This is a genomic window from Cellulomonas sp. Marseille-Q8402 (assembly GCF_965119525.1).
In genome coordinates this window covers 541,101-566,242 of sequence record NZ_CBCPLX010000002.1, presented here as the reverse complement: position 1 = coordinate 566,242, position 25,142 = coordinate 541,101, and the positions used below count along the sequence as shown (strand labels likewise).

25 protein-coding genes and 1 tRNA gene are annotated in these 25,142 nt (G+C 74.7%); 9 read left to right on the top strand and 17 right to left on the bottom strand.

Translation table 11 applies throughout. The features are described 5' to 3' along the window. Nucleotides 1-97 precede the first annotated feature (97 nt). The 6 genes from folE to dacB all read right to left on the bottom strand — a co-directional run bounded on the left by folE (nucleotide 98) and on the right by dacB (nucleotide 6,864). Nucleotides 98-700: a GTP cyclohydrolase I FolE gene (gene folE, locus ACWPWW_RS13610; RefSeq protein ID WP_454050895.1), complete on the bottom strand. Its 603-nt coding sequence runs from the start codon at nucleotides 698-700 to the stop codon at nucleotides 98-100. A gap of 2 nt (nucleotides 701-702) precedes the next feature. Then, nucleotides 703-2,730 carry an ATP-dependent zinc metalloprotease FtsH gene (gene ftsH, locus ACWPWW_RS13605; RefSeq protein ID WP_454050894.1) on the bottom strand — a complete coding sequence of 676 codons (2,028 nt, stop codon included), beginning with the start codon at nucleotides 2,728-2,730 and terminating at the stop codon, nucleotides 703-705. 118 nt (nucleotides 2,731-2,848) lie between these two features. Then, nucleotides 2,849-3,388, bottom strand: a complete 540-nt coding sequence (gene hpt, locus ACWPWW_RS13600) for a hypoxanthine phosphoribosyltransferase (RefSeq protein ID WP_454051822.1) — start codon at nucleotides 3,386-3,388, stop codon at nucleotides 2,849-2,851. Nucleotides 3,389-3,399: 11 nt separating this feature from the next. Further along, on the bottom strand, nucleotides 3,400-4,452 hold the full coding sequence (gene tilS, locus ACWPWW_RS13595; protein WP_454050893.1) for a tRNA lysidine(34) synthetase TilS: 1,053 nt from the start codon (nucleotides 4,450-4,452) through the stop codon (nucleotides 3,400-3,402). A 1-nt stretch (nucleotide 4,453) separates the two neighbouring features. Further along, nucleotides 4,454-5,434 (bottom strand): zinc-dependent metalloprotease, encoded by a 981-nt coding sequence (locus ACWPWW_RS13590; RefSeq protein WP_454050892.1) that lies wholly within the window; start codon nucleotides 5,432-5,434, stop codon nucleotides 4,454-4,456. Between the two features lie 23 nt (nucleotides 5,435-5,457). Then, the gene (dacB, locus tag ACWPWW_RS13585; RefSeq protein WP_454050891.1) at nucleotides 5,458-6,864 is read right to left on the bottom strand and encodes a D-alanyl-D-alanine carboxypeptidase/D-alanyl-D-alanine endopeptidase; all 1,407 of its coding nucleotides are present in this window, start codon (nucleotides 6,862-6,864) and stop codon (nucleotides 5,458-5,460) included. Between the two features lie 165 nt (nucleotides 6,865-7,029). Between dacB and ACWPWW_RS13580 the strand changes: the two genes are divergently transcribed. Next, nucleotides 7,030-7,527 carry an inorganic diphosphatase gene (locus tag ACWPWW_RS13580; RefSeq protein ID WP_213281274.1) on the top strand — a complete coding sequence of 166 codons (498 nt, stop codon included), beginning with the start codon at nucleotides 7,030-7,032 and terminating at the stop codon, nucleotides 7,525-7,527. A gap of 91 nt (nucleotides 7,528-7,618) precedes the next feature. Here the strand turns inward: ACWPWW_RS13580 and ACWPWW_RS13575 are convergent, their stop codons facing one another. Continuing rightward, nucleotides 7,619-9,004 carry a C40 family peptidase gene (locus tag ACWPWW_RS13575; protein ID WP_454050890.1) on the bottom strand — a complete coding sequence of 462 codons (1,386 nt, stop codon included), beginning with the start codon at nucleotides 9,002-9,004 and terminating at the stop codon, nucleotides 7,619-7,621. Nucleotides 9,005-9,497: 493 nt separating this feature from the next. Here ACWPWW_RS13575 and ACWPWW_RS13570 point away from each other — a divergent pair, with 493 nt between their 5' ends. The 5 genes from ACWPWW_RS13570 to ACWPWW_RS13550 all read left to right on the top strand — a co-directional run bounded on the left by ACWPWW_RS13570 (nucleotide 9,498) and on the right by ACWPWW_RS13550 (nucleotide 14,920). After that, a complete protein-coding gene (locus ACWPWW_RS13570; protein WP_454050889.1) occupies nucleotides 9,498-10,817 on the top strand; it encodes a bifunctional o-acetylhomoserine/o-acetylserine sulfhydrylase in 1,320 nt (439 codons plus the stop codon). A gap of 85 nt (nucleotides 10,818-10,902) precedes the next feature. Further along, nucleotides 10,903-12,093 (top strand): homoserine O-acetyltransferase MetX, encoded by a 1,191-nt coding sequence (gene metX, locus ACWPWW_RS13565; protein WP_454050888.1) that lies wholly within the window; start codon nucleotides 10,903-10,905, stop codon nucleotides 12,091-12,093. Between the two features lie 29 nt (nucleotides 12,094-12,122). Continuing rightward, on the top strand, nucleotides 12,123-12,947 hold the full coding sequence (locus ACWPWW_RS13560; protein WP_454050887.1) for a maleylpyruvate isomerase N-terminal domain-containing protein: 825 nt from the start codon (nucleotides 12,123-12,125) through the stop codon (nucleotides 12,945-12,947). 27 nt (nucleotides 12,948-12,974) lie between these two features. Continuing rightward, complete coding sequence (locus ACWPWW_RS13555) at nucleotides 12,975-13,937, top strand: zinc-binding dehydrogenase (RefSeq protein ID WP_454050886.1); 963 nt, start codon at nucleotides 12,975-12,977, stop codon at nucleotides 13,935-13,937. Nucleotides 13,938-13,951: 14 nt separating this feature from the next. Continuing rightward, nucleotides 13,952-14,920 (top strand): alpha/beta hydrolase, encoded by a 969-nt coding sequence (locus ACWPWW_RS13550; protein WP_454050885.1) that lies wholly within the window; start codon nucleotides 13,952-13,954, stop codon nucleotides 14,918-14,920. Nucleotides 14,921-14,927: 7 nt separating this feature from the next. On the opposite strand, the gene ACWPWW_RS13545 is transcribed toward ACWPWW_RS13550, so the two are convergent. Next, entirely contained in the window at nucleotides 14,928-16,118 is a 1,191-nt protein-coding gene (locus ACWPWW_RS13545; RefSeq protein ID WP_454050884.1) for a restriction system modified-DNA reader domain-containing protein, read from the bottom strand. A gap of 219 nt (nucleotides 16,119-16,337) precedes the next feature. Further along, the gene (locus ACWPWW_RS13540) at nucleotides 16,338-16,631 is read right to left on the bottom strand and encodes a thiamine-binding protein (protein ID WP_454050883.1); all 294 of its coding nucleotides are present in this window, start codon (nucleotides 16,629-16,631) and stop codon (nucleotides 16,338-16,340) included. Between the two features lie 161 nt (nucleotides 16,632-16,792). Between ACWPWW_RS13540 and ACWPWW_RS13535 the strand changes: the two genes are divergently transcribed. Together ACWPWW_RS13535 and ACWPWW_RS13530 are read left to right on the top strand one after the other, a co-directional pair. Further along, complete coding sequence (locus tag ACWPWW_RS13535; RefSeq protein ID WP_454050882.1) at nucleotides 16,793-17,209, top strand: DUF4383 domain-containing protein; 417 nt, start codon at nucleotides 16,793-16,795, stop codon at nucleotides 17,207-17,209. Then, on the top strand, nucleotides 17,206-17,871 hold the full coding sequence (locus ACWPWW_RS13530; protein WP_454050881.1) for a hypothetical protein: 666 nt from the start codon (nucleotides 17,206-17,208) through the stop codon (nucleotides 17,869-17,871). Before ACWPWW_RS13535 ends, ACWPWW_RS13530 begins: the two co-directional genes overlap by 4 nt. A 124-nt stretch (nucleotides 17,872-17,995) precedes the next feature. Here ACWPWW_RS13530 and rplA read toward each other — a convergent pair whose 3' ends face one another. The 5 genes from rplA to ACWPWW_RS13505 all read right to left on the bottom strand — a co-directional run bounded on the left by rplA (nucleotide 17,996) and on the right by ACWPWW_RS13505 (nucleotide 20,698). After that, entirely contained in the window at nucleotides 17,996-18,715 is a 720-nt protein-coding gene (gene rplA / locus ACWPWW_RS13525; RefSeq protein WP_454050880.1) for a 50S ribosomal protein L1, read from the bottom strand. Nucleotides 18,716-18,814: 99 nt separating this feature from the next. Further along, nucleotides 18,815-19,246: a 50S ribosomal protein L11 gene (gene rplK / locus ACWPWW_RS13520; protein ID WP_454050879.1), complete on the bottom strand. Its 432-nt coding sequence runs from the start codon at nucleotides 19,244-19,246 to the stop codon at nucleotides 18,815-18,817. A gap of 82 nt (nucleotides 19,247-19,328) precedes the next feature. Next, on the bottom strand, nucleotides 19,329-20,150 hold the full coding sequence (gene nusG, locus ACWPWW_RS13515) for a transcription termination/antitermination protein NusG (protein ID WP_454050878.1): 822 nt from the start codon (nucleotides 20,148-20,150) through the stop codon (nucleotides 19,329-19,331). 76 nt (nucleotides 20,151-20,226) lie between these two features. Further along, nucleotides 20,227-20,511, bottom strand: a complete 285-nt coding sequence (gene secE, locus ACWPWW_RS13510; protein WP_454050877.1) for a preprotein translocase subunit SecE — start codon at nucleotides 20,509-20,511, stop codon at nucleotides 20,227-20,229. A 114-nt stretch (nucleotides 20,512-20,625) separates the two neighbouring features. After that, a tRNA-Trp gene (locus ACWPWW_RS13505) sits at nucleotides 20,626-20,698 on the bottom strand. 336 nt (nucleotides 20,699-21,034) lie between these two features. On the opposite strand from ACWPWW_RS13505, the gene ACWPWW_RS13500 reads away from it, so the two are divergent. Continuing rightward, nucleotides 21,035-22,192: a pyridoxal phosphate-dependent aminotransferase gene (locus tag ACWPWW_RS13500; protein ID WP_454051821.1), complete on the top strand. Its 1,158-nt coding sequence runs from the start codon at nucleotides 21,035-21,037 to the stop codon at nucleotides 22,190-22,192. 37 nt (nucleotides 22,193-22,229) lie between these two features. Here ACWPWW_RS13500 and ACWPWW_RS13495 read toward each other — a convergent pair whose 3' ends face one another. From ACWPWW_RS13495 to ACWPWW_RS13485, 3 genes are read right to left on the bottom strand one after another with little or no spacing between them, the layout of a single operon-like run. Then, the gene (locus tag ACWPWW_RS13495; protein WP_454050876.1) at nucleotides 22,230-24,074 is read right to left on the bottom strand and encodes a hypothetical protein; all 1,845 of its coding nucleotides are present in this window, start codon (nucleotides 24,072-24,074) and stop codon (nucleotides 22,230-22,232) included. After that, complete coding sequence (locus tag ACWPWW_RS13490; RefSeq protein ID WP_454050875.1) at nucleotides 24,071-24,841, bottom strand: ABC transporter ATP-binding protein; 771 nt, start codon at nucleotides 24,839-24,841, stop codon at nucleotides 24,071-24,073. Before ACWPWW_RS13490 ends, ACWPWW_RS13495 begins: the two co-directional genes overlap by 4 nt. Continuing rightward, nucleotides 24,838-25,104 carry a hypothetical protein gene (locus ACWPWW_RS13485; protein WP_454050874.1) on the bottom strand — a complete coding sequence of 89 codons (267 nt, stop codon included), beginning with the start codon at nucleotides 25,102-25,104 and terminating at the stop codon, nucleotides 24,838-24,840. Before ACWPWW_RS13485 ends, ACWPWW_RS13490 begins: the two co-directional genes overlap by 4 nt. Nucleotides 25,105-25,142 lie beyond the last annotated feature (38 nt).

The window sequence follows — 25,142 nt, the reverse complement described above, 5'->3', positions numbered from 1 at the left end:
CTGACCGGCGGCGGTCAGCGCGGGCGGGAGCGGCGAGGGGGACGCACGGGAGTCAGCCTAGGCGGTCGCGGGAGGGGGTGGAGCCCGTCCGGGCCGCTCAGCGCCCGCTGACGAGGCTCATCGCCTCGGCCCGGGTGGCGGGGTCGCGCATCTGCCCGCGCACGGCGGACGTGACGGTGCGCGAGCCGGGCTTGCGGACGCCGCGCATCGACATGCACAGGTGCTCGCACTCGACGACGACCAGCACGCCGCGCGGCTCGAGCACCTCGACCAGCGCGTCGGCGATCTCCCCGGTCATCCGCTCCTGCACCTGCGGCCGGCGCGCGTACACGTCGACCAGCCGGGCCAGCTTGCTCAGGCCGGTCACCCGGCCGGTCGGGCCGGGGATGTAGCCGACGTGCGCGACGCCGTGGAACGGCACGAGGTGGTGCTCGCAGGTGGAGTACACCTCGATGTCCTTGACCAGGACCATCTCCTCGTGGCCGATGTCGAAGGTCGCGCTGAGCACGTCGCGGGGCTCCTGCCGCAGCCCGGCGAAGATCTCCCGGTACGCCCGGGCCACGCGGGCGGGGGTGTCCCGCAGGCCCTCGCGCTCCGGGTCCTCGCCGACGGCCAGGAGCAGCTCCCGGATCGCGGCCTCGGCGCGCGGGGCGTCGTAGGGCGGGACCTCGCGGTGCTGCCCCCTGCCGTCGGCGGCCACGATCAGGCGTCCGGCGTCTGGTTCGGCGGGACCTCGACCGCGACCTGGGCGGGGTGCTCGTCCTTGGCGGCGGCGGCCTCGTCCTCCGGGACCACGTGCCCGTTCTGCTGGGCCTTCTCGGCCTCGGTCAGCACCGGCGGGCGGTCGGAGACGGCGCGCTGCTCGCTGGACAGCCACACCTGGCGCGGCGGGCGCTTGGTGATCGGCTCGAAGATGACCGCCAGCTCCTGCTGGTTCAGGGTCTCCTTCTCGAGCAGCTCCAGCACCAGGGCGTCGAGGACGTCGCGGTACTCGACGAGGATCTCCCACGCCTCGGTGTGCGCGGCGTCCATCAGCTTGCGCACCTCGACGTCGACCGCGCCGGCGACCGACTCGGAGTACTCGCGGCCGTGGCCCATGTCGCGGCCCATGAAGACCTCGCCCGAGTCCTGCCCGAGCTTCACGGCGCCGATCAGCTCGCTCATGCCGAACTGGGTGACCATCTTGCGGGCCGTGGCGGTGGCCTTCTCGATGTCGTTGCTGGCGCCGGTGGTCGGGTCGTGGAAGACCAGCTCCTCGGCCACCCGGCCGCCCATGGCGTACGCGAGCTGGTCGAGCAGCTCGTTGCGGGTGGTGGAGTACTTGTCCTCCGTCGGCATGACCATCGTGTAGCCGAGGGCACGGCCGCGGGGCAGGATCGTCACCTTGGTCACCGGGTCGGTGTACCGCAGGGCCGCCGCCACCAGGGCGTGGCCGCCCTCGTGGTACGCGGTGATCTTCTGCTCCTTGATCTTCATGACGCGGGTGCGCTTCTGCGGGCCGGCGATGACGCGGTCGATCGCCTCGTCCAGCGCGCGGTTGTCCACGATCTGCGCGTTCGACCGGGCAGTCAGCAGCGCGGCCTCGTTCAGCACGTTCGCCAGGTCGGCGCCCGTGAAGCCCGGGGTGCGGCGCGCGACGGCCTCGAGGTCGACGTCGGTGGCCATCGGCTTGCCCTGCGCGTGCACCTGGAGGATCCGCTCGCGGCCCTTGAGGTCCGGCGCCTCGACCGAGACCTGGCGGTCGAACCGGCCCGGGCGCAGCAGCGCGGGGTCGAGGATGTCGGGGCGGTTGGTCGCCGCGATCAGGATGACGTTGGTCTTGACGTCGAAGCCGTCCATCTCGACCAGCATCTGGTTGAGGGTCTGCTCGCGCTCGTCGTGACCGCCGCCCATGCCCGCGCCGCGGTGCCGGCCGACGGCGTCGATCTCGTCGATGAAGATGATCGCCGGCGAGTTCTCCTTGGCCTGGTTGAACAGGTCGCGGACGCGGCTGGCGCCGACGCCGACGAACATCTCCACGAAGTCCGAGCCGGAGATCGAGTAGAACGGCACGCCCGCCTCGCCCGCGACGGCGCGGGCCAGCAGGGTCTTGCCGGTCCCGGGCGGGCCGTACAGCAGCACGCCCTTGGGGATCTTGGCGCCGACGGCCTGGAACTTGGCGGGCTCGGAGAGGAACTCCTTGATCTCCTGCAGCTCCTCCAGCGCCTCGTCCACGCCGGCGACGTCCGCGAACGTGACCTGCGGGGACTCCTTGGAGACGAGCTTCGCCTTGGACTTGCCGAAGGACATCACCCGCGAGCCGCCGCCCTGCATGGACGACATCAGGAACCAGAACAGGCCCAGGATGATGACGAACGGCAGCACCAGGGTGAGCAGGCTGCCCCACCACGACTGCTGCGGGACGTCGGAGGTGTAGCCGCCCTCGGGGTCGGCGTCGGCGATGGCCTCGACCACGGCCGGGCCCTGCGGGACGACGTAGTAGAACTGCACGCTCTGGCCCAGGTTCTCGTCGTCCTTGACGAAGTCCTCGGTGAGCGTGAGGTCCACGCGCTGCGAGCCCTCGGTGATCTTGGCCTGCTCGACCTTGCCGGTCTGGATCAGCTCGAGGCCGTCGGAGGTGTCGATCCGCTGCACGCCCGTGGACATGAAGGCGCTGGCCGCGACCCAGAGGATCACGACGGCGACGATGATCCACAGGACGGGCCCGCGGGTGAGGCGCTTGAGAGTCATGGGCAGACGGGGGCGTGCCCCCTCGTCCCTCCGGTCGCAGGGGTGGAGGCTCCGAAGTTACACGCTGGACCTGGGGCAGCCGGGGCTTGTTCGCCCAGGGCTGGACGCACCCGCGGGCTCAGGACGAGTAGACGTGGGGCGCGAGCGTGCCGACGAACGGCAGGTTGCGGTACTTCTCCGCGTAGTCGAGGCCGTAGCCGACGACGAACTCGTTGGCGATGTCGAAGCCGACGTACTTCACGTCGACCTCCACCTTGGCGGCGTCCGGCTTGCGCAGCATCGTGGCGATCTCGACCGAGGCCGGGCCGCGGCTGCGCAGGTTCGCGAGCAGCCACGAGAGCGTCAGCCCCGAGTCGATGATGTCCTCGACGATCAGCACGTGCCGGCCGGTCAGGTCCGCGTCCAGGTCCTTGAGGATGCGCACGACGCCCGAGGACTTGGTGCCGGAGCCGTAGGACGACACCGCCATCCAGTCCATCGCCAGCGGGGTGCTGATCCGGCGCGCCAGGTCGGCCATCACCATGACCGCGCCCTTGAGGACGCCGACCACGAGGATCTCCCGGCCCGCGTAGTCCACGTCGATCTGCGCGGCGATCTCGTCCAGCCGCGCACCGAGCTGCTCCTCGGTCAGGAGCACCCGCTCCAGGTCCGCGCCCATGTCGTCCACGTTCACCGCTGCCGGTCTCCCTCGTCGTCCCACCCGTGCAGCGCAAGCCTGCCACACGAGCGGTGCCCCTCGACGTGCCCCGGCAGGTGCACCGGTCCCTGTCCGCGCCAGTCCGTCACGAGCGCGGCGAGGGCGGCGACGTGGGCCCGGGTGACCGCGCCGGCGGGGGCGCCGGCGCGGACGGCTGCCGCCCGCAGCGCGCGGTGCCGGAGCGCGGCGGGGGCGGCGGCCAGCACGGCGACGTCGAGCGTGCCGGGCGCCGCCGGGTTGCCCGCCAGCGCCCGCTCCAGCAGGTCCGCGGCGAGCGCGTCGAGGGCGTCGGCGTCCTCGCGCAGCAGGTCGGCGGTCCGGGCCAGCGCGGCCGCGACGCCGGGGCCCAGCTCGGCCTCGAGCACGGGCAGCACCCGGGCGCGCACCCGCGAGCGGGCCGGCGCGCCGTCGTCGCCGTCGTCGGGCGTGTTGGTCGGGTCCTGCCACGGGTCCAGGCCGAGCGCCGCGCACGCCGCCGCCGTCTGCGCCCGGGTCACCCCGAGCAGCGGCCGTCGCAGCACGCCGCGGGCCGCGGGCATGCCCGCCAGCGACCGCGCCCCCGATCCCCGGGCGAGCCCGAGCAGCACGCCCTCGGCCTGGTCGTCCCGGGTGTGGCCGAGCAGCACGGCGGCGGCGCCGTGCCGGTCGGCCGCCGCGTGCAGGGCGGCGTACCGGGCGTCGCGGGCGGCGGCCTCCGGACCGCCCGCGCCCGGTCCCCCGGGCGCCGCGTCCACCCGCAGCACCTCGACCGGCTCCAGCCCGAGCGCGCGGCACGCACGGGCGGCCGCGTCCGCGACCTCGGCGCTGCCCGCCTGCAGGCCGTGGTCGACGACCACGGCACCGACGACGCGCCCGCCGCCGCGACGCCGCTCGCGGCCCGCGAGGAACCCCGCCGCGGCCGCGAGCGCCAGGGAGTCGGGACCGCCGGAGCAGGCGACCAGCACCGCCGCGCCGGCGGGGAGGTCGGCCAGCGCCGCGGCGACGGCGCCGCGGACGGCGGCGACCGCGGGGTCGGGCCCGGCCACGTCAGGCGTGCACCCGGCGCACCCAGGCGACCGGGTCGGCGATCTCCGCGGCCGTCGGGAGCGCGGCGGCGGAGCCCCAGACGACGTTCAGCCCGTCGACGCCCACGCGCCGCCGCACCGCGCGCACGAAGGCGGCGCCGTCGCGGTACTGCGCCAGCTTCACGTCCATCCCGAGCACGGAGCGCAGCACGCGGCGCATCCCGCCGGTCCCGGCCGCTCCGTCGCGCCGCGCCTCGAACCGCCGGCGGATGCGCCGCACCGACGGCACGACCGTCCGGCCGACGGCGTCCATCGTCACGTCGGCGTGCCCCTCGAGCAGCGCCATCACCGCGCCCACCTCGTCCAGCACCACGCGCTGCCGGGGGTCGAGCAGGTCCAGCAGCGACCGGGGGCGTCCGCGGGCGGGCACGGGCGCCCGGCCCGCCGGGTGCTCCTCGTCGAGCAGCACCCGGAGGCGCGCCGCGAGGTGGTCGGCCAGCCACGGCGCGGCGGCGAACTGCAGCGCGTGGGTCTGCTCGTGCAGCGTCACCCACAGCCGGAAGTCGTCCGGGTCCACGCCCAGTGCGCGCTCGACGGCCAGGACGTTGGGCGCGACGAGCAGCAGGGTCCCGCGGCCCGACCACGGGTCGAACTGGCCGAGCACGGCACCGGACAGCATGCCGAGCACCGCCGCGACCTGCCCGGCGCCGGCGGTGCCGCGCAGCCCGCGCTCCCCCGCGACCCCCACCCGGGCGGAGAGCCCGCGCAGGGACTCCACGTTGGCCCGGGCCCAGGAGGCGCGGTCGACGACCCGGACGTCGGGCGGCACGTCGGCGACCGGCTGCATGCCGGAGATCCGGGCGACGTGCTCGGCGGCGGCCGGCGCGGCGGACCGGAGCGCGGCGACGACGTCCTCGCGCTGCGCGCGCGTCGCGGCCGGCCCGGACCGCACCGCGCGGGCGGCGAGCCGGGCGGCCAGGTCCCAGTCGACGGCCGGCTGCACCCGACCACCGTAGCCAGCCGGGCTCACCCGGAGCAGCCGCACCCGGCGAGCTGCTGCACGAACCCGTCCAGGGCCTGGCGCGGCTGGTACTGCCCGACGGCACCCGTCTGGTCGGCCATCAGCACGAAGAGCAGCAGCCGCCCGTCGGCGTCCAGCACCGACCCGGCCAGCGAGGTCACGCTCGCGAGGCTGCCGGTCTTGGCCCGCACGAGCCCGGTGGCGGCGCCCGACGTGAACCGGTCCGCCAGCGTGCCCGTGAGCCCGCCGACGGGCATGCCGGTGCCGATCTCGCGGAGCTCCGGGTGCGCCGGGTCCACCACCAGCTGCAGCAGGCCGAGCAGCAGGTCCGGCGGCAGCGCCGAGCCCTCGGCCAGGCCGGACGCGTCGGCCAGCACCGCACCGGTGGTGTCGGCGCCGAGCGTCTGCACCGTGCGGAGCACCGCCTGGGTCGCGCCCTCGAAGCTGCCCGGGAGGTCCAGGTCCAGCGCGACCATGCGGGCGACGACCTCGGTGATGGTGTTGTCCGAGGTGTCGAGGAAGTACTGCGTCACCTCGGACGCCGGCGCCGAGGACACCACGCCCAGCACGTCGCCCGTGGCGGCCTCGCGCACCCGGGTCGGGGTGCCGGTGACGGTGACGCCGAGCTCGCCGAGGCGGGCGGCGAGCTCCGTCGCCGCGTGCATCGCGGGGTCCCCGCGTCGCGGCGGGTACTCGCCCGGGGAGATCTTCGCGGTGTCCACGGCCAGCGGCGCGACGGGCGCCACGAAGCCGTTGGTCACGTCCGACGGGTCCCAGCCCGGCGCCAGCGCCGGGCCCGAGAACAGGGTGTCGTCCAGCGCCAGGGTGACGGTGTCCCGGCCGACCAGCTTCAGCTGCAGCGCGACCTGCGCGGCGAGGTCCGCCAGCCCGGCCCGGCCGTTCACCGCGTCGGGGTCGCCCTCGCCCGCCGCGAGCATCATGTCGCCGCCGCCGACCAGCACGACCTGGTCGCCGGGTCCCTGCCGCACGGTGGTGTCGAACGTCCGGTCGGCCCCGAGCCGGGTCAGCGCCGCGACCGCCGTCACCAGCTTGGCCGTCGACGCGGGCGTGCGCGCGGCGTCCGCCGCGTTCCCGGCGAGCACCTCCCCGGTGAGCGCGTCGGCGACGACGACGCCGACGCTCGGGCCGAGCCGCGGGTCCGTCACCAGGGCCTGGACCAGCGCCTGCACCTGCGCCGGGGCGGGCACCGGCGCGGCCGGGTCCAGGTCGGCGAGCACCTCCGCGCCGACGCCGACCGTGCCCGCGGCGGGCGCCTCCGGGAACGGGGCCGCCGGGTCCGGCTCGGGCGCGAGGGTCACGACGCCCGGCGCGACGTCGTAGGCGTCGGCGGTGGCGTACGCGCCGCCCGCGAGCACCACCACGAGCGCCGTGACGCCGATCGTCCTGCCCACGCGCGCCACCGGCCACCCGCTCCCGCACCTCGTCGGCGCCGCGGGCCACCCCCGCGCCGTCCGTGCGTCACACTAGGTCCTGAAGCGCGACGGGCCGACACCTGGCACGCCGCCGTGATCAGCTGCGCGCCGCGCCCACCGGCCGGCGGCGACGAAGGAGCGGGTGTGGAGTTCGACGTCACGATCGAGATCCCGAAGGGCCAGCGGAACAAGTACGAGGTGGACCATGCGACCGGCCGCATCCGGCTGGACCGCATGCTCTTCACCTCGACCCGGTACCCGGACGACTACGGCTTCATCGACGGCACCCTCGGCGAGGACGGCGACCCGCTGGACGCGCTGGTGCTGCTCGAGGAGCCCACGTTCCCGGGCTGCCTGATCCGGTGCCGCGCGCTGGGCATGTTCCGCATGCGCGACGAGGCGGGCGGCGACGACAAGGTGCTGTGCGTGCCGACGGGTGACCAGCGCGCCGCGTGGCGCCAGGACATCGACGACGTGTCGGACTTCCACCGCCTGGAGATCCAGCACTTCTTCGAGGTCTACAAGGACCTGGAGCCCGGCAAGTCCGTCGAGGGCGCGCACTGGACCGGCCGCGCCGAGGCCGAGGCCGAGATCGAGCGCTCCCGCCAACGGGCCATCGACGCCGGCTACGACCAGCACTGAGCCCGGCGGCACCAGCGCCGCCACGCACGAGGGCCCCCGCCGCGCAGCACGCGCAGCGGGGGCCCTCGTCGTCCGGGGTCGCGGACGACGGTCAGGGGCGACCGGCGTAGGTCATCGTCCCGGCGTACCGCATCGACGTGATGCGGACCGGGGTGCCGGGCTTCGGCGCCTCGATGATCTGCCCGCCGCCCAGGTACATGGCGACGTGGTAGACCGAGCTCGCGTCGTCGGGGTTGCTGCCCCAGAACACGAGGTCGCCGGGGCGCAGCTCGGAGTAGCTGATCTTCTTCACCTGGCGGTACTGGTCGCGCGACGTGCGGTTGAGGCTGACGCCCGCCGAGCGCCAGGCGCCCTGCGTCAGGCCGGAGCAGTCGTACCCGTTGGGCCCGGTGCCGCCCCACACGTAGGGCAGGCCCAGCTTGGTCTTCGCCCACGCGATGGCGGCCTCGGCCGACGAGGTGGACCCGGAGGACGACCCGCCGGTCGGCGGCGAGGTCACCGGCGGCGTCGTGACCGGCGGGGTCGTCGTGACCGGCGGCGCGGTGACGGGCGGGGTCGTCGTGACCGGCGGCGAGGTGACGGGCGGCGTCGTCGCCGGCGGCGTGGTGGCCGGCGGGGTGGTCGGTGTGCTCGGGCTCGCGGTGCCCGTGCCCGCGCCGGGTGCCGACGGCGTCGTCGCGGCCGGTGCGGTGCGCGCGGCCTGGGCCGCTGCCTCCGCCCGCTGGCGCCGCTCGGCGTCGATCTGGTCCTGCCGGGCCTGCTCGACCTCGGTGCTGGTGCTGCGCGCGGCAGCGAGCTGGACGATCAGGTCCTGGCGCTGGGTCTGCGCGGAGGCGACCGCGGCGTCGGCGTCGGACTGCGCCTGCTCCGCGGCGTCGAGGGCGGACTCGGCGTCGGCGGACGCGGCCTGCTGCGCCGCCGCGGCGGACTCGGCCTTCGCCTTCAGGGTGGTGGCGACCTGCTCGGCGGCGCGGTAGCCCTGCACCGCCTGGTCCGCCTTGCTGCTGACGTGGGACAGGCCCTCGCTGCGCGCGACGACGTCCTCGAGCCCGTCGGCGGAGAGCAGCGCCTGCAGCGTGTCCATCGAGCCGCCGGACCGTGCGGCCTCGCGGGCGATCGCGACGAGCGTGGCGCGTGCGGACTCGAGCTGCTCCGTGGCCTGGTCGTACTGCTGCGCGGCCTCGGCGGCCTCCTGCTCCGCGGTCGCCAGGTCGGCCTGCGCCTGGGCGTACGCCTCGCCCGCCTGCAGGACCGTGATCTCGGCGGTGTCGGCGCGGGTGCTCAGCTCGGCCAGCTGCACCTCGATGCCGGCGACGGCGCTCGAGGCGGAGGTGACGGCACGCCGGGCGTCCCGCACGTCCTGGTCGGTCACGTCGGGGTCAGCCAGCGCCGCACCACCCGCGGGCACCAGGAGCACCGCCGCCGTGATCAGCGCGGCCGCACCGCGAGCCGCACGTGCTCGTCCGGTCGTCCGCACGAGGTCCACCCTTCGTCGTCTTGGTCCCGCCGGTCCAGCCGGCCTCGCCCCTGCGGGACGCTACCCGGTGGATTCACAGAAGTGAACACGAGTCACACCGTTCACATGAGTCACATCGGCGTGGTTCGGGACGAACTGGACATCTCACCGGGCGAATCACCCGCGCGGGCGATCCTCGCCACCCCGCCGGCCCGTCGCAGCCACGGATATGGACAGGCGGTCCCACGATGCGAGACGGCTGTTCCGGTGCCGCACCGCCCCTCCGTACTGTGGGCCGCATGTCCTGCCGAATGTGTCGCTGATCAGCGCACGCTCGGCTGTGCCCGCAGACCGGTCCTCCGGCCCCGCGGAACCGGCAGCCCCCGACGCCGCGACACCTGCCGTCGCACCGGGGACGCCGCACACCGGCACCTGACGCCCCGGGACCCCCTCCTGGCACGACGCGCGTGCGCACCGCCCCGACCCCCGCGAACCGCCGCCCCAGGAGAACGCCATGACCCAGCCGCAGTGGTCCTTCGAGACCCGCCAGATCCACGCCGGCCAGACGCCCGACGCCGCCACCGGTGCCCGCGCCCTGCCGATCTACCAGACCACGTCCTACGTGTTCCCCGACGCGGGCGTCGCCGCCGACCGGTTCGCGCTGAAGGACCTCGGGCCGATCTACACCCGGATCGGCAACCCGACGGTGCAGGCCGTCGAGGACCGGATCGCCTCGCTCGAGGGCGCCGTCGGCGCGCTGCTGCTCGCGTCGGGGCAGGCCGCCGAGACCTACGCCATCCTCAACATCGCCGAGGCCGGCAGCCACGTCGTCGCCAGCCCGTCGCTGTACGGCGGCACCTACAACCTGCTGCACCACACGCTGCCCCGGTTCGGCATCGAGACGACGTTCGTCACCGACCCGACCGACCCGCAGGCCTGGCGCGACGCGGTCCGCCCGAACACCAAGGCCTTCTTCGCCGAGACCGTCCCGAACCCGCGGCAGGACGTCCTCGACATCGAGGCGGTGGCCGGCGTCGCCCACGAGTCGGGCGTGCCGCTGATCGTCGACAACACGGTGCCGACGCCGTACCTGATCCGGCCGCTGGAGTGGGGCGCCGACGTCGTCGTGCACTCCGCCACCAAGTACCTGGGCGGGCACGGCGCGGCCATCGGCGGCGTCATCGTCGACGGCGGCACGTTCGACTACGGCGCCGACCCCGAGCGCTACCCGTCGTTCAACCAGCCCGACCCGTCGTACGACGGCCTCGTGTTCGCCCGCGACCTGGGCGAGGGCGGCGCGTTCGGCGTCAACCTGTCGTACGTCCTCCGGGCGCGGGTCCAGCTGCTGCGCGACCTCGGCGCCGCGATCAGCCCGTTCAACGCGTTCCTCATCGCCCAGGGCCTCGAGACGCTGTCGCTGCGGGTCGAGCGGCACGTGGCCAACGCGCAGCAGGTGGCGGAGTGGCTCGAGGCGCGCGACGACGTGCTGTCCGTGACCTACGCCGGCCTGCCGTCCCACCCGCAGCACGCGCTCGCCCGCAAGTACGGCCCGCGCGGCACCGGTGCGGTCGTCGCCTTCGAGATCGCCGGCGGGGCCGAGGCCGGGCAGGCGTTTGTGTCCGCGCTGGAGCTGCACTCCAACGTCGCGAACATCGGCGACGTCCGCTCCCTGGTGATCCACCCCGCGTCCACCACGCACAGCCAGCTGACCCCCGCCGAGCAGGCCCTCTCCGGTGTCACGCCCGGGCTGGTCCGGCTCTCCGTCGGCCTGGAGGGGATCGAGGACATCCTCGCCGACCTCGACGCCGGCTTCCGCGCCGCCAAGGGGGCCTGAGCCGCCCGTGCCCACCCGATCCACCACCCCGACGGGCGCCGTCACCACGGCGCCCGTCGGCGCGAGCCCGTCAGGACGGACCAGCGTGCCCGACCGCAGTACCCCCGACGCCCCCAGCGCCCCCAGCACCCGCACGCTCCGTCCCGAGCCCGGGACCCCGCCGCGCGCGTCGTCCGCGTGGCGCGAGGGCGACCCCGTCGGCCGCCGCCGGTTCGCCGACCTCGGCCCGCTCGACCTGGAGGCCGGCGGCCACCTGCCCCGCGTCCGGCTCGCGTACGAGACGTGGGGCACCCCGGCCCCGGACGGGAGCAACGCGGTCCTCGTCCTGCACGCCCTGACCGGCGACTCGCACGTCACGGGCGATCCCGGTCCCGGGCACCCGACCGCCGGCTGGTGGTCGACGCTCGTCGGGCCCGGCGCCCCGGTGGACACCGACCGGTGGTTCGTCGTCGCCCCGAACGTGCTGGGCGGCTGCCAGGGCAGCACCGGCCCGGCGAGCCCCGCCCCGGACGGGGCCCCCTGGGGGAGCCGGTTCCCGCAGCTCACCGTCCGGGACCAGGTCGCAGCCGAGCTGCGGCTGGCCGACGCGCTCGGCATCGGGTCGTGGGCGCTCGTCGTCGGCGCCTCGATGGGCGGGCAGCGCGCGCTCGAGTGGGCGGTCACCGCGCCGGACCGGGTGCGCCGCCTCGCCGCGATCGCCACCTCCGCGCAGACCTCCGGCGACCAGATCGCCTCGTTCCACACCCAGCTCACCGCGCTGACGGCGGACCCGCGGTTCCGCGGCGGCGACTACTACGACGCCCCCGACGGCGACGGCCCGCACGTCGGGCTCGGCCTGGCGCGGCAGATCGCGCACCAGACCTACCGCAGCGCCGCCGAGCTGGACGCCCGGTTCGGCCGCATCCCGCAGGGCGGCGAGGAGCCGCTCGACGGCGGCCGGTTCGCGGTGCAGTCCTACCTCGACCACCACGGCGACAAGCTCGCACGGCGGTTCGACGCCAACACCTACGCGGTGCTCACCCGGTCGATGATCACGCACGACCTCGGTCGCGACCGCGGCGGGGTCGAGGCCGCGCTGGCCGGGGTCACCGCGGACACGCTGGTCGTGGCGGTCGACTCCGACCGGCTGTTCCTGCCCGCGCAGTCGGCGCGGATCGCCGCCGGCGTCCCGCACGCCCGGCCGCTGCAGACGCTGCGCACGCCCTACGGGCACGACGGGTTCCTCATCGAGCACGAGCAGCTGGGCCCGATGGTCCGGTCGCACCTCGAGGGCTGAGGCCGGCGGGCGTCTGGCACGCTGGCCCCATGACCGGAGGCATCGGGGACACGACCGCGCGCACCGAGGTGCTGCGGCAGCAGTGGGACACCCTACGCGGGTGGGTCGGCGACGTGCTGGACGCGGACACCGCCCACGTCGCCACCGTGCTCGACGGGTGGGACGTCGCCGAGCTCGTCGCGCACCTCGGCCGGGCCATGGACGCGCTCGCCGTGTGCGAGCCCGCGCCGCCGGGAACCGTCCCGCTCAGCCTGGCGGAGTACCTCGGGTCGTACGCCGGCCGCGCCGCGGACATCGACCGGGTCACCAAGGAGCTCGCGGCGGAGATCGCCGACGACCCCCTCCGGCACGTCGACGCGATGGTCGGGCGGGCGCTGCGCCGGGCGGGCGAGCTCGGGCCGGCCGACCGCGTGGTGCAGGCCCGCCGCGGCCCGGTGCTGCTGTCGACGATGCTGGCCTCCCGGGTCCTCGAGCTGGTCGTGCACGCGGACGACCTGCAGCGCTCCCTCGCCCGCGCCCGCGGCGCCGCCCCGGGATCCCGCGCCGAGCTCGGCACGGGCGTCGGCCCGCTGCCCGGCGTGCGCGGCGGGCTCGCACCGGCCGACGCGCTCGGCGACGGCGTCACCGCCGGCGGGCCGGTCGACGGCGACGCGCTGGACCTGGTCGCCCGCGAGCTGCTGCGGATCGTGCAGGCGCGCGGCGGGTGGGACCTGGAGATCGTCCAGCCGCTCACCTGGGTCCGCCTGGCCGCGGGGCGGGTGCCGTACGACGTGGACGTCCTCGCGGCGGCCCTCGCCCCGCGGTTCACCTCCGACGGGGTGCCCGACCTCGGGCGGATGCTCCCGCTGCTCTAGCACTGCCCCCGGGGGTACGGTCGGGGCGTGCTTGCCGCCTCGGTGTCCGCGTTCTCCCCCGACGACCCGCTCGCCGGCCTGGCCGTCGGGGAGCACCCCGAGCCGGCGGCCCGCGAGCACTGGACGACCGTCGACGTCCGGGCGGCGGCGCTGAACCAGCACGACCTGTGGTCCCTGCGCGGCGTCGGCCTGCGGGCCGGGCAGCTGCCGATGGTGCTGGGCACCGACGGCGCCGGCGTCACCGCCGACGGGCGCGAGGTCGTGGTGCACGCCGTGGTCGGCGGAGCGAGCGGGCACGGCGTCGGCCCGGCCGAGCCCCGATCCCTGCTGTCCGAGCGCTACCCCGGCACCCTCGCCGAGCGGGTGGCGGTCCCCACGTGGAACCTCGTCGACAAGCCGGCGGAGCTGTCGTTCGTCGAGGCCGCCTGCCTGCCGACCGCGTGGCTGACCGCGTACCGGATGCTGTTCACCACCGGCCGCGCGCAGCCGGGCCAGCGGGTGCTCGTCCAGGGTGCGGGCGGCGGCGTCGCCACGGCCGCGGTCCTCCTGGCGTCGGCCGCCGGGCTCGAGGTCTGGGTGACCAGCCGCGACGAGGGCCGCCGCGCCCGGGCCCTGGACCTGGGCGCCGCCGGGGCCGTCGCCCCCGGCGAGCGGCTGCCCGCGCGGGTGGACCTGGTGATCGAGACGGTCGGCGCGGCCACCTGGTCGCACTCGGTCCGGTCGGTCCGGCCCGGCGGCACGATCGTCGTCGCCGGCGCCACCACCGGGGAGCCGCCGGCGATGGAGATCCAGCGGATCTTCTTCCTCGAGATCGCCGTGCTGGGCGCGACGATGGGCAGCCGTCAGGACCTCGAGCAGCTGCTCGCCATGCTGGTGCGGACCGGCGTGCGGCCCGTGGTCGACTCCACGATCGCCCTGGCCCGGGTCGGGGACGGCCTGGCACGCTTGGCCCGCGGCGCGCAGTTCGGCAAGGTCGTCGCCGAGGTCTGAGGAGGCGATCACCGGTGGCCGGACGCTGGCGTACCGACGTCCTGGGCGAGGACTACCGCGTCCGCACGCTCGAGCTGGAGCCGGACGACGAGGGCGAGGTCGTCGCGAGCCTGGTCCGGTACGCGCCCCCGACGCCCGAGCCGCTGCGCCCGTCGCGCGCCGTGCTCTACGTCCACGGGTGGTCCGACTACTTCTTCCAGACGGGGCTGGCGGAGTTCTGGCACGCCCAGGGTGCCGCGTTCTACGCCCTCGACCTGCGCAAGTACGGCCGCAGCCTGCGCCCGCACCAGACCCCGGGCTACGTCGACGACCTCCGCACCTACGACGAGGAGATCGAGGCCGCCCTCGACCAGGTGCACCGCGACCTCGGGCGGCGTGCCCGGGTCATGCTCATGGGCCACTCGACCGGCGGGCTGATCACCGTCCTCTGGGCGAACCGGCACCCCGGCCGCGTGCACGGCCTGGTGCTCAACTCCCCGTGGCTGGAGCTGCAGGGCGCTGCCGTGCTGCGGCACGTCAGCGCGCCCGCGGTCGCCCGCCTCGCCCGGCTGCAGCCCAAGGCCCCGCTGCCGAACATCGACCCCGGGTTCTACGCGCGGACCCTGCGCGCCGCCGACGGCGGCGAGTGGACGTACGACGACACCTGGCGCCCGGTGCCCTCGTTCCCGGCGCGGGCAGGGTGGCTCGCCGCCGTGATGGCGGGGCACGCGGAGGTCGCCCGCGGCCTGCACATCGGCACGCCCGTGCTCATGCTCGCGTCGTCGCGCACGGTGATCAGCCCCCGGTGGAGCGAGGACATGCGCGCCGCCGACGTGGTGCTCGACGTCGAGCTGCTGGCGCGGCGCGCGGTCCAGCTCGGGCCGGTGGTGTCGGTGGTGCGGATCGCCGGCGGCCTGCACGACCTCACGCTGTCCCCCGCCCCGGTGCGGGCGCGGCTCTACCAGGAGATCAGCCGCTGGACCACGGCCTACGGCTGGTCCTGACGGGACGTCAGCGGCCGACGCCCTCGCCGAGGGTCGGGCCGTCGTCGCCGAACCGCCACACCCGCCAGCCGTCGGTCGGGGTCTCGAGGTCCGCCGCGACGGACGCCGCCGAGCCGGGGTCGGCGTGCACGCTGCCGTCGGGCAGCTCGATGAGGCCGTCGGCGCGCAGCGTGGCCACCAGCCGCTGGCCGCGGCGGACCCGCAGCCAGACGAGCTCGAGCGCCTGGCGCTCGGCCGCGGCGAGCGCAGCCAGCTCGGGCAGGGGCTCCGTGTCCTGCACGTGCCGGTGCGGCACGGAGGCGTCCTCGGCCGGGACCGGGGCCATGAGGGTGGTCTCGTCGGCGCGCGGCGCCGCCGGGCGGTCGGCCGGCACGGGCGCGACGTGCCGGTGCGGTCCGGCGGTGTCGGGCGCCGGCTGCGGGACGGCCACCACCGGCGTCGGGTCCGTGACCGCGGCCGGGCGGCGCTGCGGGACCGTGACCCGCGCCGGGGCGGCGGGCTGCGCCGTGGGCTGCCCCGTGGCCTGGCCCGTGCCCTGGGCCGTGCCCTGGGCCGTGCCCTGCGCCGGGACCGGCTGGTCCGCGGCGCGGACGGCGGGGACCGCCCCGGTGCGCGGGCCGGGCTCGACCGCGCGGCGCTGACCCGTCGACCAGGTCAGCGGGGACACGTCGACGTAGCGCCGGCCGCCGGGGCCCTGCGTGACACCGACCCGCAGCACCTCGACGTCGCCGGTGGCGGTCACATGGTCGACCGCGTCGGCGACGTCCTCGGCGACGTCCGCGCACACGACGACCAGCCGGGCGCCCGCGCGCGGCGCGGCCTGCGCCTGCAGGAACGGCGCGCGGTCGCGGAACACGGCGAGGTCCGCCTCGAACGACTCGCGGCCGCCGTGGTACATCCGGGCCAGGTCGGCACGGCTCAGCCTGGCGGCGCCGCCGGCGTGCCGCAGGGCCCGCACGAGGCCGGCCTCGTCGAGCAGCTGCACGACCTCGACCACGACCGGCCGTGCCCCCGCGTCCAGGGCCAGCAGGTGCGGTCCCCCGGCGCCGCCCTCGCGGACCGTCAGCACCTGCTCCCCGAGCAGGTCGGAGACGTGGTCGGCGACCAGGGTGGCGGAGTCGGCCTCGAAGGAGTCGGCGCGCGGCCGCATCGGCTGGACGAGGGTGCTGCGCCCGCCGTCGAGCTCGAAAGTCGCCATCAGTACGCTGCTTCCTTCCCGCGGCCGCTGCTGGACCGCCTGCCGCCGCGTCCCCGCGGCGTGACGGTCGTCGCCGCCCTCGCCCGTGCTTCCTCGCGTGCCGTCCCGACGCACGCCACCGCACGGCAGTCTGTCAGGTCCCGACCCGGGTCCGGCCCGGAACCACCCATCTGCACCAGATGTCCACGCCCCCGGGCCCGCGCCTCGCGGGTCCCGGCGTCACGAGGACAGGTGCGCCTCCAGCCGGTCCACTTTCCCCGTGAGCTCGCCGGTGTGCCCCGGACGGATGTCCGCCTTGAGCACCAGGCTGACCCGCCCGGCGTGCCGGCCGACGGCCTCGGCCGCACGGCGCACCACGTCCATGCACTCGTCCCACTCGCCCTCGACGGTGGTGAACATCGCGTCGGTGCGGTGCGGCAGGCCCGACTCGCGGACGACGCGCACCGCGTCCGCCACGGCCTCGGTCACGGACTCGCCCGCACCGAGCGGGGACACAGAGAAAGCCACGAGCATCCCCCCACCCTGGTGCAGGTCCGCGCCCGCGTCCAGCCCCGGGCCGCCGACGACCGTTCGCAGGTCCGACCCATCCGGACGCGCAGCCGCTCCGAACCCCCGGCGTACGACCGTTCAGCACGCACCGGACGCGGGGAGCACGTCCCCGGGAGGAGAACACCATGGGCCAGTCAGCCAACCGCCTCGTCGGCGGCATCTTCGGCGCCGTCTACCTGCTCGTCGGGATCGCCGGCTTCTTCGTCAGCTCCGGCGCGGACTTCGCCGGGACCGAGGGTGGCACGCTGATCTTCTTCGAGGTCAACCCGCTGCACAACATCGTGCACCTGGCCATCGGCGCGGTCCTCCTGGCCGCCGCGACCTCGTCGGTCCGCGCCGCCCGTGCCGCCAACACCGCCGTCGGCGCCGTCTACCTGCTGGTCGGGCTGCTCGGCCTGTTCCTGGTCGGCTCGTCGGCGAACATCCTCGCGCTGAACGGCGCGGACAACGTCCTGCACTTCGGCAGCGCTGTCCTGCTGCTCGGTGTGGGTCTCGCCGCCGACCGCGCGGCCGCGAGCACGCCGGCCGCACGCCGCGCATGACCGTCCAGCAGCACCCGCTCACCGCCGGGCACCGCGCGGACCGGGTGCTGCTGAGCGGTCCTCCGGTCGGCCGGGTCCGGCCCGTGGGCGCGGCACGCCGCAGCGCCGTCGCGCCCGTGGCCGGGCCTGCCGTCGGACCTGCCGTCGAGGGCGCGCTCGCACAGGGCGCCCGGATGTGGGCGGCGCTCGGGGCCCTCGGGTTCGGGCTGGTGGCGAACGGCATCGGCGCCGGGCACCTGGAGCACCACCTCGCGGTCGGCGTCGCGCTGGCCGTCGTGGGGCTCGTCGCCGCCGGCTGGGCCGTCCTCGCGCTGCGGGGACCGGTACCGGCAGCGCGCGCGGCGGTCGCCGGCCTGCTCGTCGCCGGCCCGACGGCGCTGCTCAGCGCGCCGCTCACCGGCACCGCGCCCACGACGGCGGAGGCGGCGGCCCTCGTGCTCGGGCTCGGCGCGGCGATCGTGCTCGCGCTCGGCGACCGCGCCGCCGCCACGCCCGGCCCGCGCCGCCTGGGCGGACCCGGGCAGGCCGGGGTGCTCGCCGCCGGGGCACTGCTCGTCGCGCTGGTGACGGTGCCAGGGCTCGCCGCGACCGAGGCCGGCGCCCACGCCGTGCCGCACGGCTCGCACGGCCTGCCGGCCGAGACCGGCCACGCCGGGCACTAGCCCGGCCCCCAGACCCGCGCGGCGCCGGCCGGGACGGCTCCCCCGGCGCCGCGCGGCCAGCACGGACGCCGCAGGCCCGGTCCCCCGAGGGGGCCGGGCCTGCGGCGTGCGGTGGGGAGGCGGGTCAGGCCGCCTCGTCCTCCGAGGTGAGGTTCCGGGTCTTGCTCTGGTCGACCAGGATGCCGGGGCCGTTCGTGGTCGAGACGGTCGCCTTGGTGATGTAGCGACCCTTCGACGCGGACGGCTTCAGACGCAGGATCTCCTCGAGCGCCGCGGCGTAGTTCTCGACGAGCTGGACGTCGGAGAACGACGTCTTGCCCACGATGAAGTGCAGGTTCGCGTGCTTGTCGACGCGGAACTCGATCTTGCCGCCCTTGATGTCGGTGACGGCCTTGGCCACGTCCATCGTCACGGTGCCGGTCTTCGGGTTCGGCATCAGGCCACGGGGACCGAGCACCTTGCCCAGACGGCCGACCTTGCCCATGAGGTCCGGGGTCGCGACCGCGGAGTCGAAGTCGGTGTACCCGGCCGCGACCTTCTCGATGAGCTCGTCGCCGCCGACCTCGTCCGCACCGGCGGCGCGGGCCTGCTCGGCACGCTCACCCGTCGCGAACACGATCACGCGGGCCGTCTTGCCGGTGCCGTGGGGCAGGTTGACCGTGCCACGGACCATCTGGTCCGCCTTGCGGGGGTCGACACCGAGACGCATCGCGACCTCGACGGTCGCGTCGTACGTGGTGGTCGAGGTGGCCTGCGCCAGGCGGACGGCCTGCAGCGGGTTGTAGACCTCGGTCGCGTCGAACTTCTCGAGCGCGGCGCGGTACGCCTTGCTGTGCTTCGTCATCTGCTCTCTCTCTTCTTCAGCAGTCGTGGTCGTCGGGCCGCACAGGGCCCTGCCACTGCCCCGCCCGGGACGCTCCCGGGCGGGGGTCGTGCGAGGGGGTCAGCCCTGGACGGTGATGCCCATCGAGCGCGCGGTGCCGGCGATGATCTTCTCGGCGGCGGCGAGGTCGTTGGCGTTCAGGTCCTCGAGCTTGGTCGAGGCGATCTCGCGGACCTGGTCCGCGGTCAGCGTGGCGACCTTGACGGTGTGCGGCGTGGGCGAGCCCTTGTCGACACCGGCGGCCTTCTTGATGAGCTCCGCGGCCGGCGGGGTCTTCGTGATGAAGGTGAAGGAACGGTCCTCGTAGACCGTGATCTCCACCGGGATCACGTTGCCGCGCTGGGCCTCGGTCGCCGCGTTGTAGGCCTTGCAGAACTCCATGATGTTGACGCCGTGCTGACCGAGCGCGGGGCCGATCGGCGGCGCGGGGGTCGCCGCGCCGGCCTTGATCTGGAGCTTGATGAGGCCGGTGACCTTCTTCTTCGGGGGCATGAGCCACCCTTTCTTCTCTCGTGGGCCGACGCCGTGGGCGATGACCCGGTTGCAGTGCTGACGAACCCGCCCGGGGGCAGGGTCAGATCTTGGCGACCTGGCTGAACGACAGCTCGACCGGGGTCTCCCGGCCGAAGATGGAGACGAGGACCTTGAGCTTCTGGTTCTCGGGGGTGATCTCGGAGATCGTCGCCGGCAGCGTGTCGAACGGGCCGTCGGTGACGGTCACGGACTCGCCGACGGTGAAGTCGACCTCGATCGGCGTGGCGGACTTCTGCGCGCCGGCGGCGGCGGGCGCCGAGGGCTTGGCCTCGATCGTCGGCGCCAGCATCGAGAAGACCTCGTCCTGGGTCAGCGGGACGGGCTGGTGGGTGTGGCCCACGAAGCCGGTCACGCCCGGCGTGTGCCGGACGGCGCCCCACGACTCGTCGGTGAGGTCCATGCGCACGAGGACGTAGCCGGGGATCCGGACGCGGCGCACGACCTTGCGCTGCGCGTTCTTGATCTCCACGACCTCCTCCATGGGGACCTCCACCTGGTAGATGAAGTCCTCCATGTTGAGGCTCTGCGTGCGGTTCTCGAGGTTCGTCTTCACGCGGTTCTCGTAGCCCGCGTAGGAGTGGATGACGTACCAGTCGCCGGGCTGCGTCCGCAGCTGCGCCTTGAACGCCGCGACCGGGTCCTCCTCGACGTCGACCTCGTCGTCCGCCGCTGCCTCGTCCTCGGCCTCGTCGTCCGACGCGACCTCGGCGTCGGCGACCTCGTCGGACTCGACCTCGTCCGTCACGTCGGCGGGCTCGTCGGAACCCGCCGCGGGGGCCTCGACCGCCTCGATCGACGCGAGGGCGTCGTCGAGCTCGGACTCGGCGGCACCCAGACCGGGCTCCTGCGATTCCTGCGACACGGGCGAACCTGCTTTCTGCTTGCGGAGGGAGGTGCTGAGGGGGCGGGCGATCCGGCGAGCGGGACCCGGCGGAGGCTCAGCCCCCGAAGATCCAGCGCGTCGCCTGGCCCACGCCGAGGTCGACCACGGTCACGAAGGCCATCACGACCGCCACGAACACCAGCACGACCCCGGTGTAGGTGACGAGCTCGTTCCGCGACGGGCGGACGACCTTCTTGAGCTCGGCGACGACCTGGCGGACGAACAGGGCGATGCGCGCGAACAGGCCGCGCCGCTTCTCCGGGCGTCCGGGCTTGCCGGCGTCGGTCCGCTGGGCGGGCTCGCCCGCGTCGGACGCCGCCACGGGTGCCGAGTCGCTCACCTGATTCGTTCCCCTACGTCTCGCGACGCCGACCGTCGCCGGACGTCTCATGTCCCCGCGAGCCCGGCCCGAGGGGAACCTCGAGGGGGGAGACGCGGTCCGTGACCACACGCGCAGGGCAGGCGAGACTCGAACTCGCAACCGCCGGTTTTGGAGACCGGTGCGCTACCAATTGCGCCACTACCCTTCGGTTCGCGACGCCTCCGTGACCCGCCGACCAGGGACCTGCCCGGGCACGGCTCATCATGGCGGACGTCAACCACCGAGGGACCACTGTACGCGACGCACGGACGCCGGTCGAACTGCGTCCCGCAGGGTGTGCCCGCGCTGTCCCGCACCGTGTCCGGCGCGCGCCCCCGACCGGCGGGGCTGCGAGGAAGACCGCGGGTGCGCGCCCGCTCCCGCCCCCGTCTCTTATAAACAACTCCCAGCCCCCGAGACCGGACTAGAACTCGTATGCCGGCTTCTGCTTGGAAAAAAAAAAAAAAAAGCAAAGTGATGACGAATAGATTAGCGAGTATGTATCACCACGCTGGCGGTGGACGCCAAGGCGAAGGCCCTCAAGGCCGCCGGCCGCCCCGTGATCGGGTTCGGCGCCGGCGAGCCGGACTTCCCGACGCCGGACTACATCGTCGAGGCCGCGGTCGCCGCCGCCCGGGACGCCGTGAACCACCGGTATTCGCCCGCCGGCGGGCTCCCGGTGCTCAAGGAGGCGATCGCCGCCAAGACGCTGCGCGACTCCGGCTACGCGATCTCCCCCGCCGACGTGCTGGTCACGAACGGCGGCAAGCAGGCGGTCTACCAGGCGTTCGCGACGCTGCTCGACCCGGGCGACGAGGCGCTGCTGCCCGGGCCGTACTGGACCACCTACCCCGAGGCCATCCGCCTGGCCGGCGGCGTGCCGGTCGAGGTCATCGCCGGCGTCGACCAGGGCTACAAGGTCACCGTCGAGCAGCTCGAGGCCGCACGCACCCCGCGCACCAAGGTGCTGCTGTTCTGCTCGCCCTCCAACCCGACCGGCGCGGTGTACTCCCCCGAGGAGACCGCCGAGATCGGCCGCTGGGCGCTGGAGCACGGCGTCTGGGTCGTGACCGACGAGATCTACGAGCACCTCACCTACGACGGCGTCGTGTCCACCCCGGTGCTGCGCGCGGTCCCCGAGCTCGCGGACACCACCGTCGTGCTGAACGGCGTCGCCAAGACCTACGCGATGACCGGCTGGCGGGTGGGCTGGATGGTCGGCCCGTCGGACGTCGTCAAGGCCGCGACCAACCTCCAGTCGCACCTGACCTCGAACGTCGCCAACGTCTCGCAGCGCGCGGCCGTCGCGGCGCTCACCGGTGACCTGTCGGCCGTCGCCGCCATGCGCGAGGCGTTCGACCGGCGGCGGCGGACGATGGTGTCGATGCTCTCGGAGATCGACGGCGTGGTCATCCCCGCACCGGAGGGCGCGTTCTACGCGTACCCGGCCGTGCACGGCCTGCTCGGCCGCACGTTCCGCGGCGTCACGCCGACCACCTCCGCGGAGCTCGCCGCGCTGCTGCTCGACCAGGCCGAGGTCGCGGTCGTGCCCGGCGAGGCGTTCGGGCCGAGCGGGTACCTGCGGCTGTCGTACGCGCTGGGCGACGACGACCTGGCCGAGGGCGTCGGGCGGATCCAGGCGCTGCTCGCCGAGGGCTGACGCCCGCCGCGCGCGACGAGAGCCTGGTCGTGGACAGCTAGAGCGCACCGCGGCTCAGGCGCCACCCGGCCGCGAGCGCGGTGACCAGACACGCGCATCCCATCGCCAACGGCACCCAGACGAAGCCGTAGGCCTCGGGCGGCAGGGCGGTGCCTACCGCCGTTTCTGAGACGACCGGCCTGAGCGCGACACCGACCAGTCCGACACCCGTGGCCCCGGCGACAGCACCGACGCCCCACGTGTCGGCAAGGGTGTGCCGCACGACGAGCTGCACGAGGTGTCCCCGACTCGCTCCTGTCGCCCGCAACGCCCGCAGGTCGTCTGATCGACCGAGCGTCGTCGACGCCGTAGCCGCCACGGCGAGGGCCAGGCACAGCGCCAGCGGCGCGCCGACGAGCAGAGGGGTCTCCTCCGTGCCCGCGCCCCCCGAGTTCGAGGTCGCTGCACCGGCCGGCAGCTCGCGCACCCACCGGTCACCCGACGTCGTGGACCACCCCCTGGGCGCCGGCGCTCCAGCCGGCAGAAGAATGCGAGCGGACCCGGTCGAGCTCCCGGACAGCTCTCCCGAGCGATCCATCAGGAGGTATTCACCGAGTGCGCCGGGCATGTCGGCGACAGCGGCCACCTCGTGCTCGACCGCGGGCGTCGGTCGGTTCTCGTCCGCGAACCAGACGGGGTCGCCGGTGGCCAGCCCCGAACGCCCCGCCTCGACCGCCGGCACGACCACGCCACCCTCGACCGGCGCGGCGATCGGCGCCAGGCCGGCCAACCACCCGGCGGCTCCCTCACCACCGACCAACGTGATCGGACGGGACATGCTGCCGTCCGGCACGGAGGCCCTCGCGGTCACGACGACCGCCGTGGCGTCGGCCAGAACCACACCCGGCGAACGGCCGAGCAGCTCGGTCACCTGCGCCTCGGTCAAGGCCGAGCCGTCCGTCGGCTCGGCCACGTCCAGGCCCTCCAGAAGCTCGGCGAGCCGGGTCCGAGCGACGGCGTCGTTCGCCGCCGGGTACCCGCCCATGAAGACGGCGACCAGCGTGGCCACCGCCGTGGCCAGCACCACGGTCGACGGGTGCCGCCGGGTGCGCCACGCAGTGCTCACCAGTGCGGCGGGTCCCACCCGGAAGGGCATCAGGCGTCTCGCACGTGCGACTCGGAGGACCACGAACGTCCAGCCGGAGCTGATCGCGACCACCGCCGGTACGAGGGCGACCAGGCACCACACGTACGCGACGAGGTCAGAGGTGGCCGTGATCGCCGCTCCGACCGCCGAGAGCCCCGCGGCGAGCGACACCACGACAAGCGCCGACCTCGCGCCTCTCGTGGCCGTCCTGCCGCGCGGTGGCTCCGTCGCGGACGGTTCGGCGCGGGCGAGGGTCCGCGCGGCACCGCACGTCCCCAGGACCGACGCGGCCACGACGACGCCGACGGTGCTCAGCAGTGCGACCGGGCTCATCCCCGGTGCGATGTCCGCCGGCACGATCTCCAGCCGCGCCAGCCACGGGAGCAGCAAGGGCACCGCCGCACTCCGGGCGGCGACGATCGCGAGCACCGAAGCGACCGTTGCGATCGCTGCCGCTTCGGTGAGGCGCACGAGGACGAGCGTGCGAGCCCCGAGCCCGACGATGCGGAGTCGTCGGCTGGTCGGCCACCGCTCTTCGACGGCGTGCCGAGACACGGCTCGCAGGACCACCACCGTGTACAGCATCGCGATCACGCCGACCGACACCAACGACGAGACGTCGCCCGTCCCCTCCGTCAATGCAGCCGCCAGCAGCGCCAGGGCGGCCGTCACGATCGCACCGGTGAACAGCACGCCGAACGTGGCCGCGTGCACGGCCCGTTCGCGCCAGGCGACCAGCACCAGCGCCCGGATCACGCCGCAGTCCCCGTGACGGATCGCAGAGCGGACATGACGTCTCGTGGGTCCTGGGAGACGATCTCCTGCACGATGCGGCCCCTGTCGACCACGAGCACCCGATCCGCGGCCGCGGCGAGGGGAACGTCGTGCGTCGCGACGAGCAAGGCGCGCGATTCGCGGACCAACGGGTCGAGCAGGACCGACAGGACCTCCTCGCGAGTCACGGGGTCGAGAGCACCGGTGGGCTCGTCCGCGAAAAGCACCCGGGCGCCGCTCGCTACAGCCCTCCCCACCGCGACACGCTGGCGCTGTCCGCCGGAGAGCTGCGACGTCGGCCGTTCCACGAGCTCGCCGATGCCGAGGCTATGCGCGATGTCCGTGATCAGAGCCGGTGGCGTCGCTGCACGCGACATCCGTGCGGGAAGCGCCATGTTGTCGCGCACCGAGAGGGCGTCGATGAGCGTGTAGTCCTGGAAGACGAACCCGAACTCCTCGCGACGAAGCCGGGCGAGTCGCTCGTCGGACAGGCGGGTGATCTCCCGCCCGGCGTACCGGACCACGCCTCGGGACGGACGCGCCAAGCCTGCTGCGCAGTGGAGCAGTGTCGACTTCCCCGAGCCCGACCGCCCGACGAGCGCGGTCACGGTCCCGCATCGCAAGGTGAACGTCGCCGGCCCCAGACGCCGGGGGTCCCGGCGCCTCCCGTAGGTCTTCTCGACCTCTTCGACGACCAGCAGATCCTGGGGGTCGTCCGGCGAGCCCGACCACGCGGCGCGGTTCGTCATGTTTCTCCTTCGTTGGCGAGCACGCGAAGCGGCCCGTCGTCGTCGCCGATCACGCTTGGAAGGCCGACCTGGACAAGTCGGCCGTTCTCCAGGACTGCGACCCTGTCCGCCGCGCGAATGGTCGCCGGCCGGTGCGAGATGGTGATGACGGTGACGTCGCGCGGCACCGTCTCGATCGCGGTGCAGATCGAGCGGTCCGACGCGACGAACGGGCGGATGCGCGAGTGGACCCGAGTCTTCTGGTGCGCGTCTACCGGCGGCAATGGGTCCTTGGTCCTCGTGCATCGCACACAAGCGGCTG

Excerpts from the sequence above, each read along its gene's own strand:
- ftsH (WP_454050894.1), bottom strand. The coding sequence starts at position 2,730 with ATGACTCTCAAGCGCCTCACCCGCGGGCCCGTCCTGTGGATCATCGTC.
- hpt (WP_454051822.1), bottom strand. The coding sequence starts at position 3,388 with ATGGGCGCGGACCTGGAGCGGGTGCTCCTGACCGAGGAGCAGCTCGGT.
- ACWPWW_RS13570 (WP_454050889.1), top strand. The coding sequence starts at position 9,498 with ATGACCCAGCCGCAGTGGTCCTTCGAGACCCGCCAGATCCACGCCGGC.
- ACWPWW_RS13560 (WP_454050887.1), top strand. The coding sequence starts at position 12,123 with ATGACCGGAGGCATCGGGGACACGACCGCGCGCACCGAGGTGCTGCGG.
- ACWPWW_RS13545 (WP_454050884.1), bottom strand. The coding sequence starts at position 16,118 with ATGGCGACTTTCGAGCTCGACGGCGGGCGCAGCACCCTCGTCCAGCCG.
- ACWPWW_RS13540 (WP_454050883.1), bottom strand. The coding sequence starts at position 16,631 with ATGCTCGTGGCTTTCTCTGTGTCCCCGCTCGGTGCGGGCGAGTCCGTG.
- ACWPWW_RS13535 (WP_454050882.1), top strand. The coding sequence starts at position 16,793 with ATGGGCCAGTCAGCCAACCGCCTCGTCGGCGGCATCTTCGGCGCCGTC.
- ACWPWW_RS13530 (WP_454050881.1), top strand. The coding sequence starts at position 17,206 with ATGACCGTCCAGCAGCACCCGCTCACCGCCGGGCACCGCGCGGACCGG.
- rplA (WP_454050880.1), bottom strand. The coding sequence starts at position 18,715 with ATGACGAAGCACAGCAAGGCGTACCGCGCCGCGCTCGAGAAGTTCGAC.
- rplK (WP_454050879.1), bottom strand. The coding sequence starts at position 19,246 with ATGCCCCCGAAGAAGAAGGTCACCGGCCTCATCAAGCTCCAGATCAAG.
- ACWPWW_RS13490 (WP_454050875.1), bottom strand. The coding sequence starts at position 24,841 with ATGACGAACCGCGCCGCGTGGTCGGGCTCGCCGGACGACCCCCAGGAT.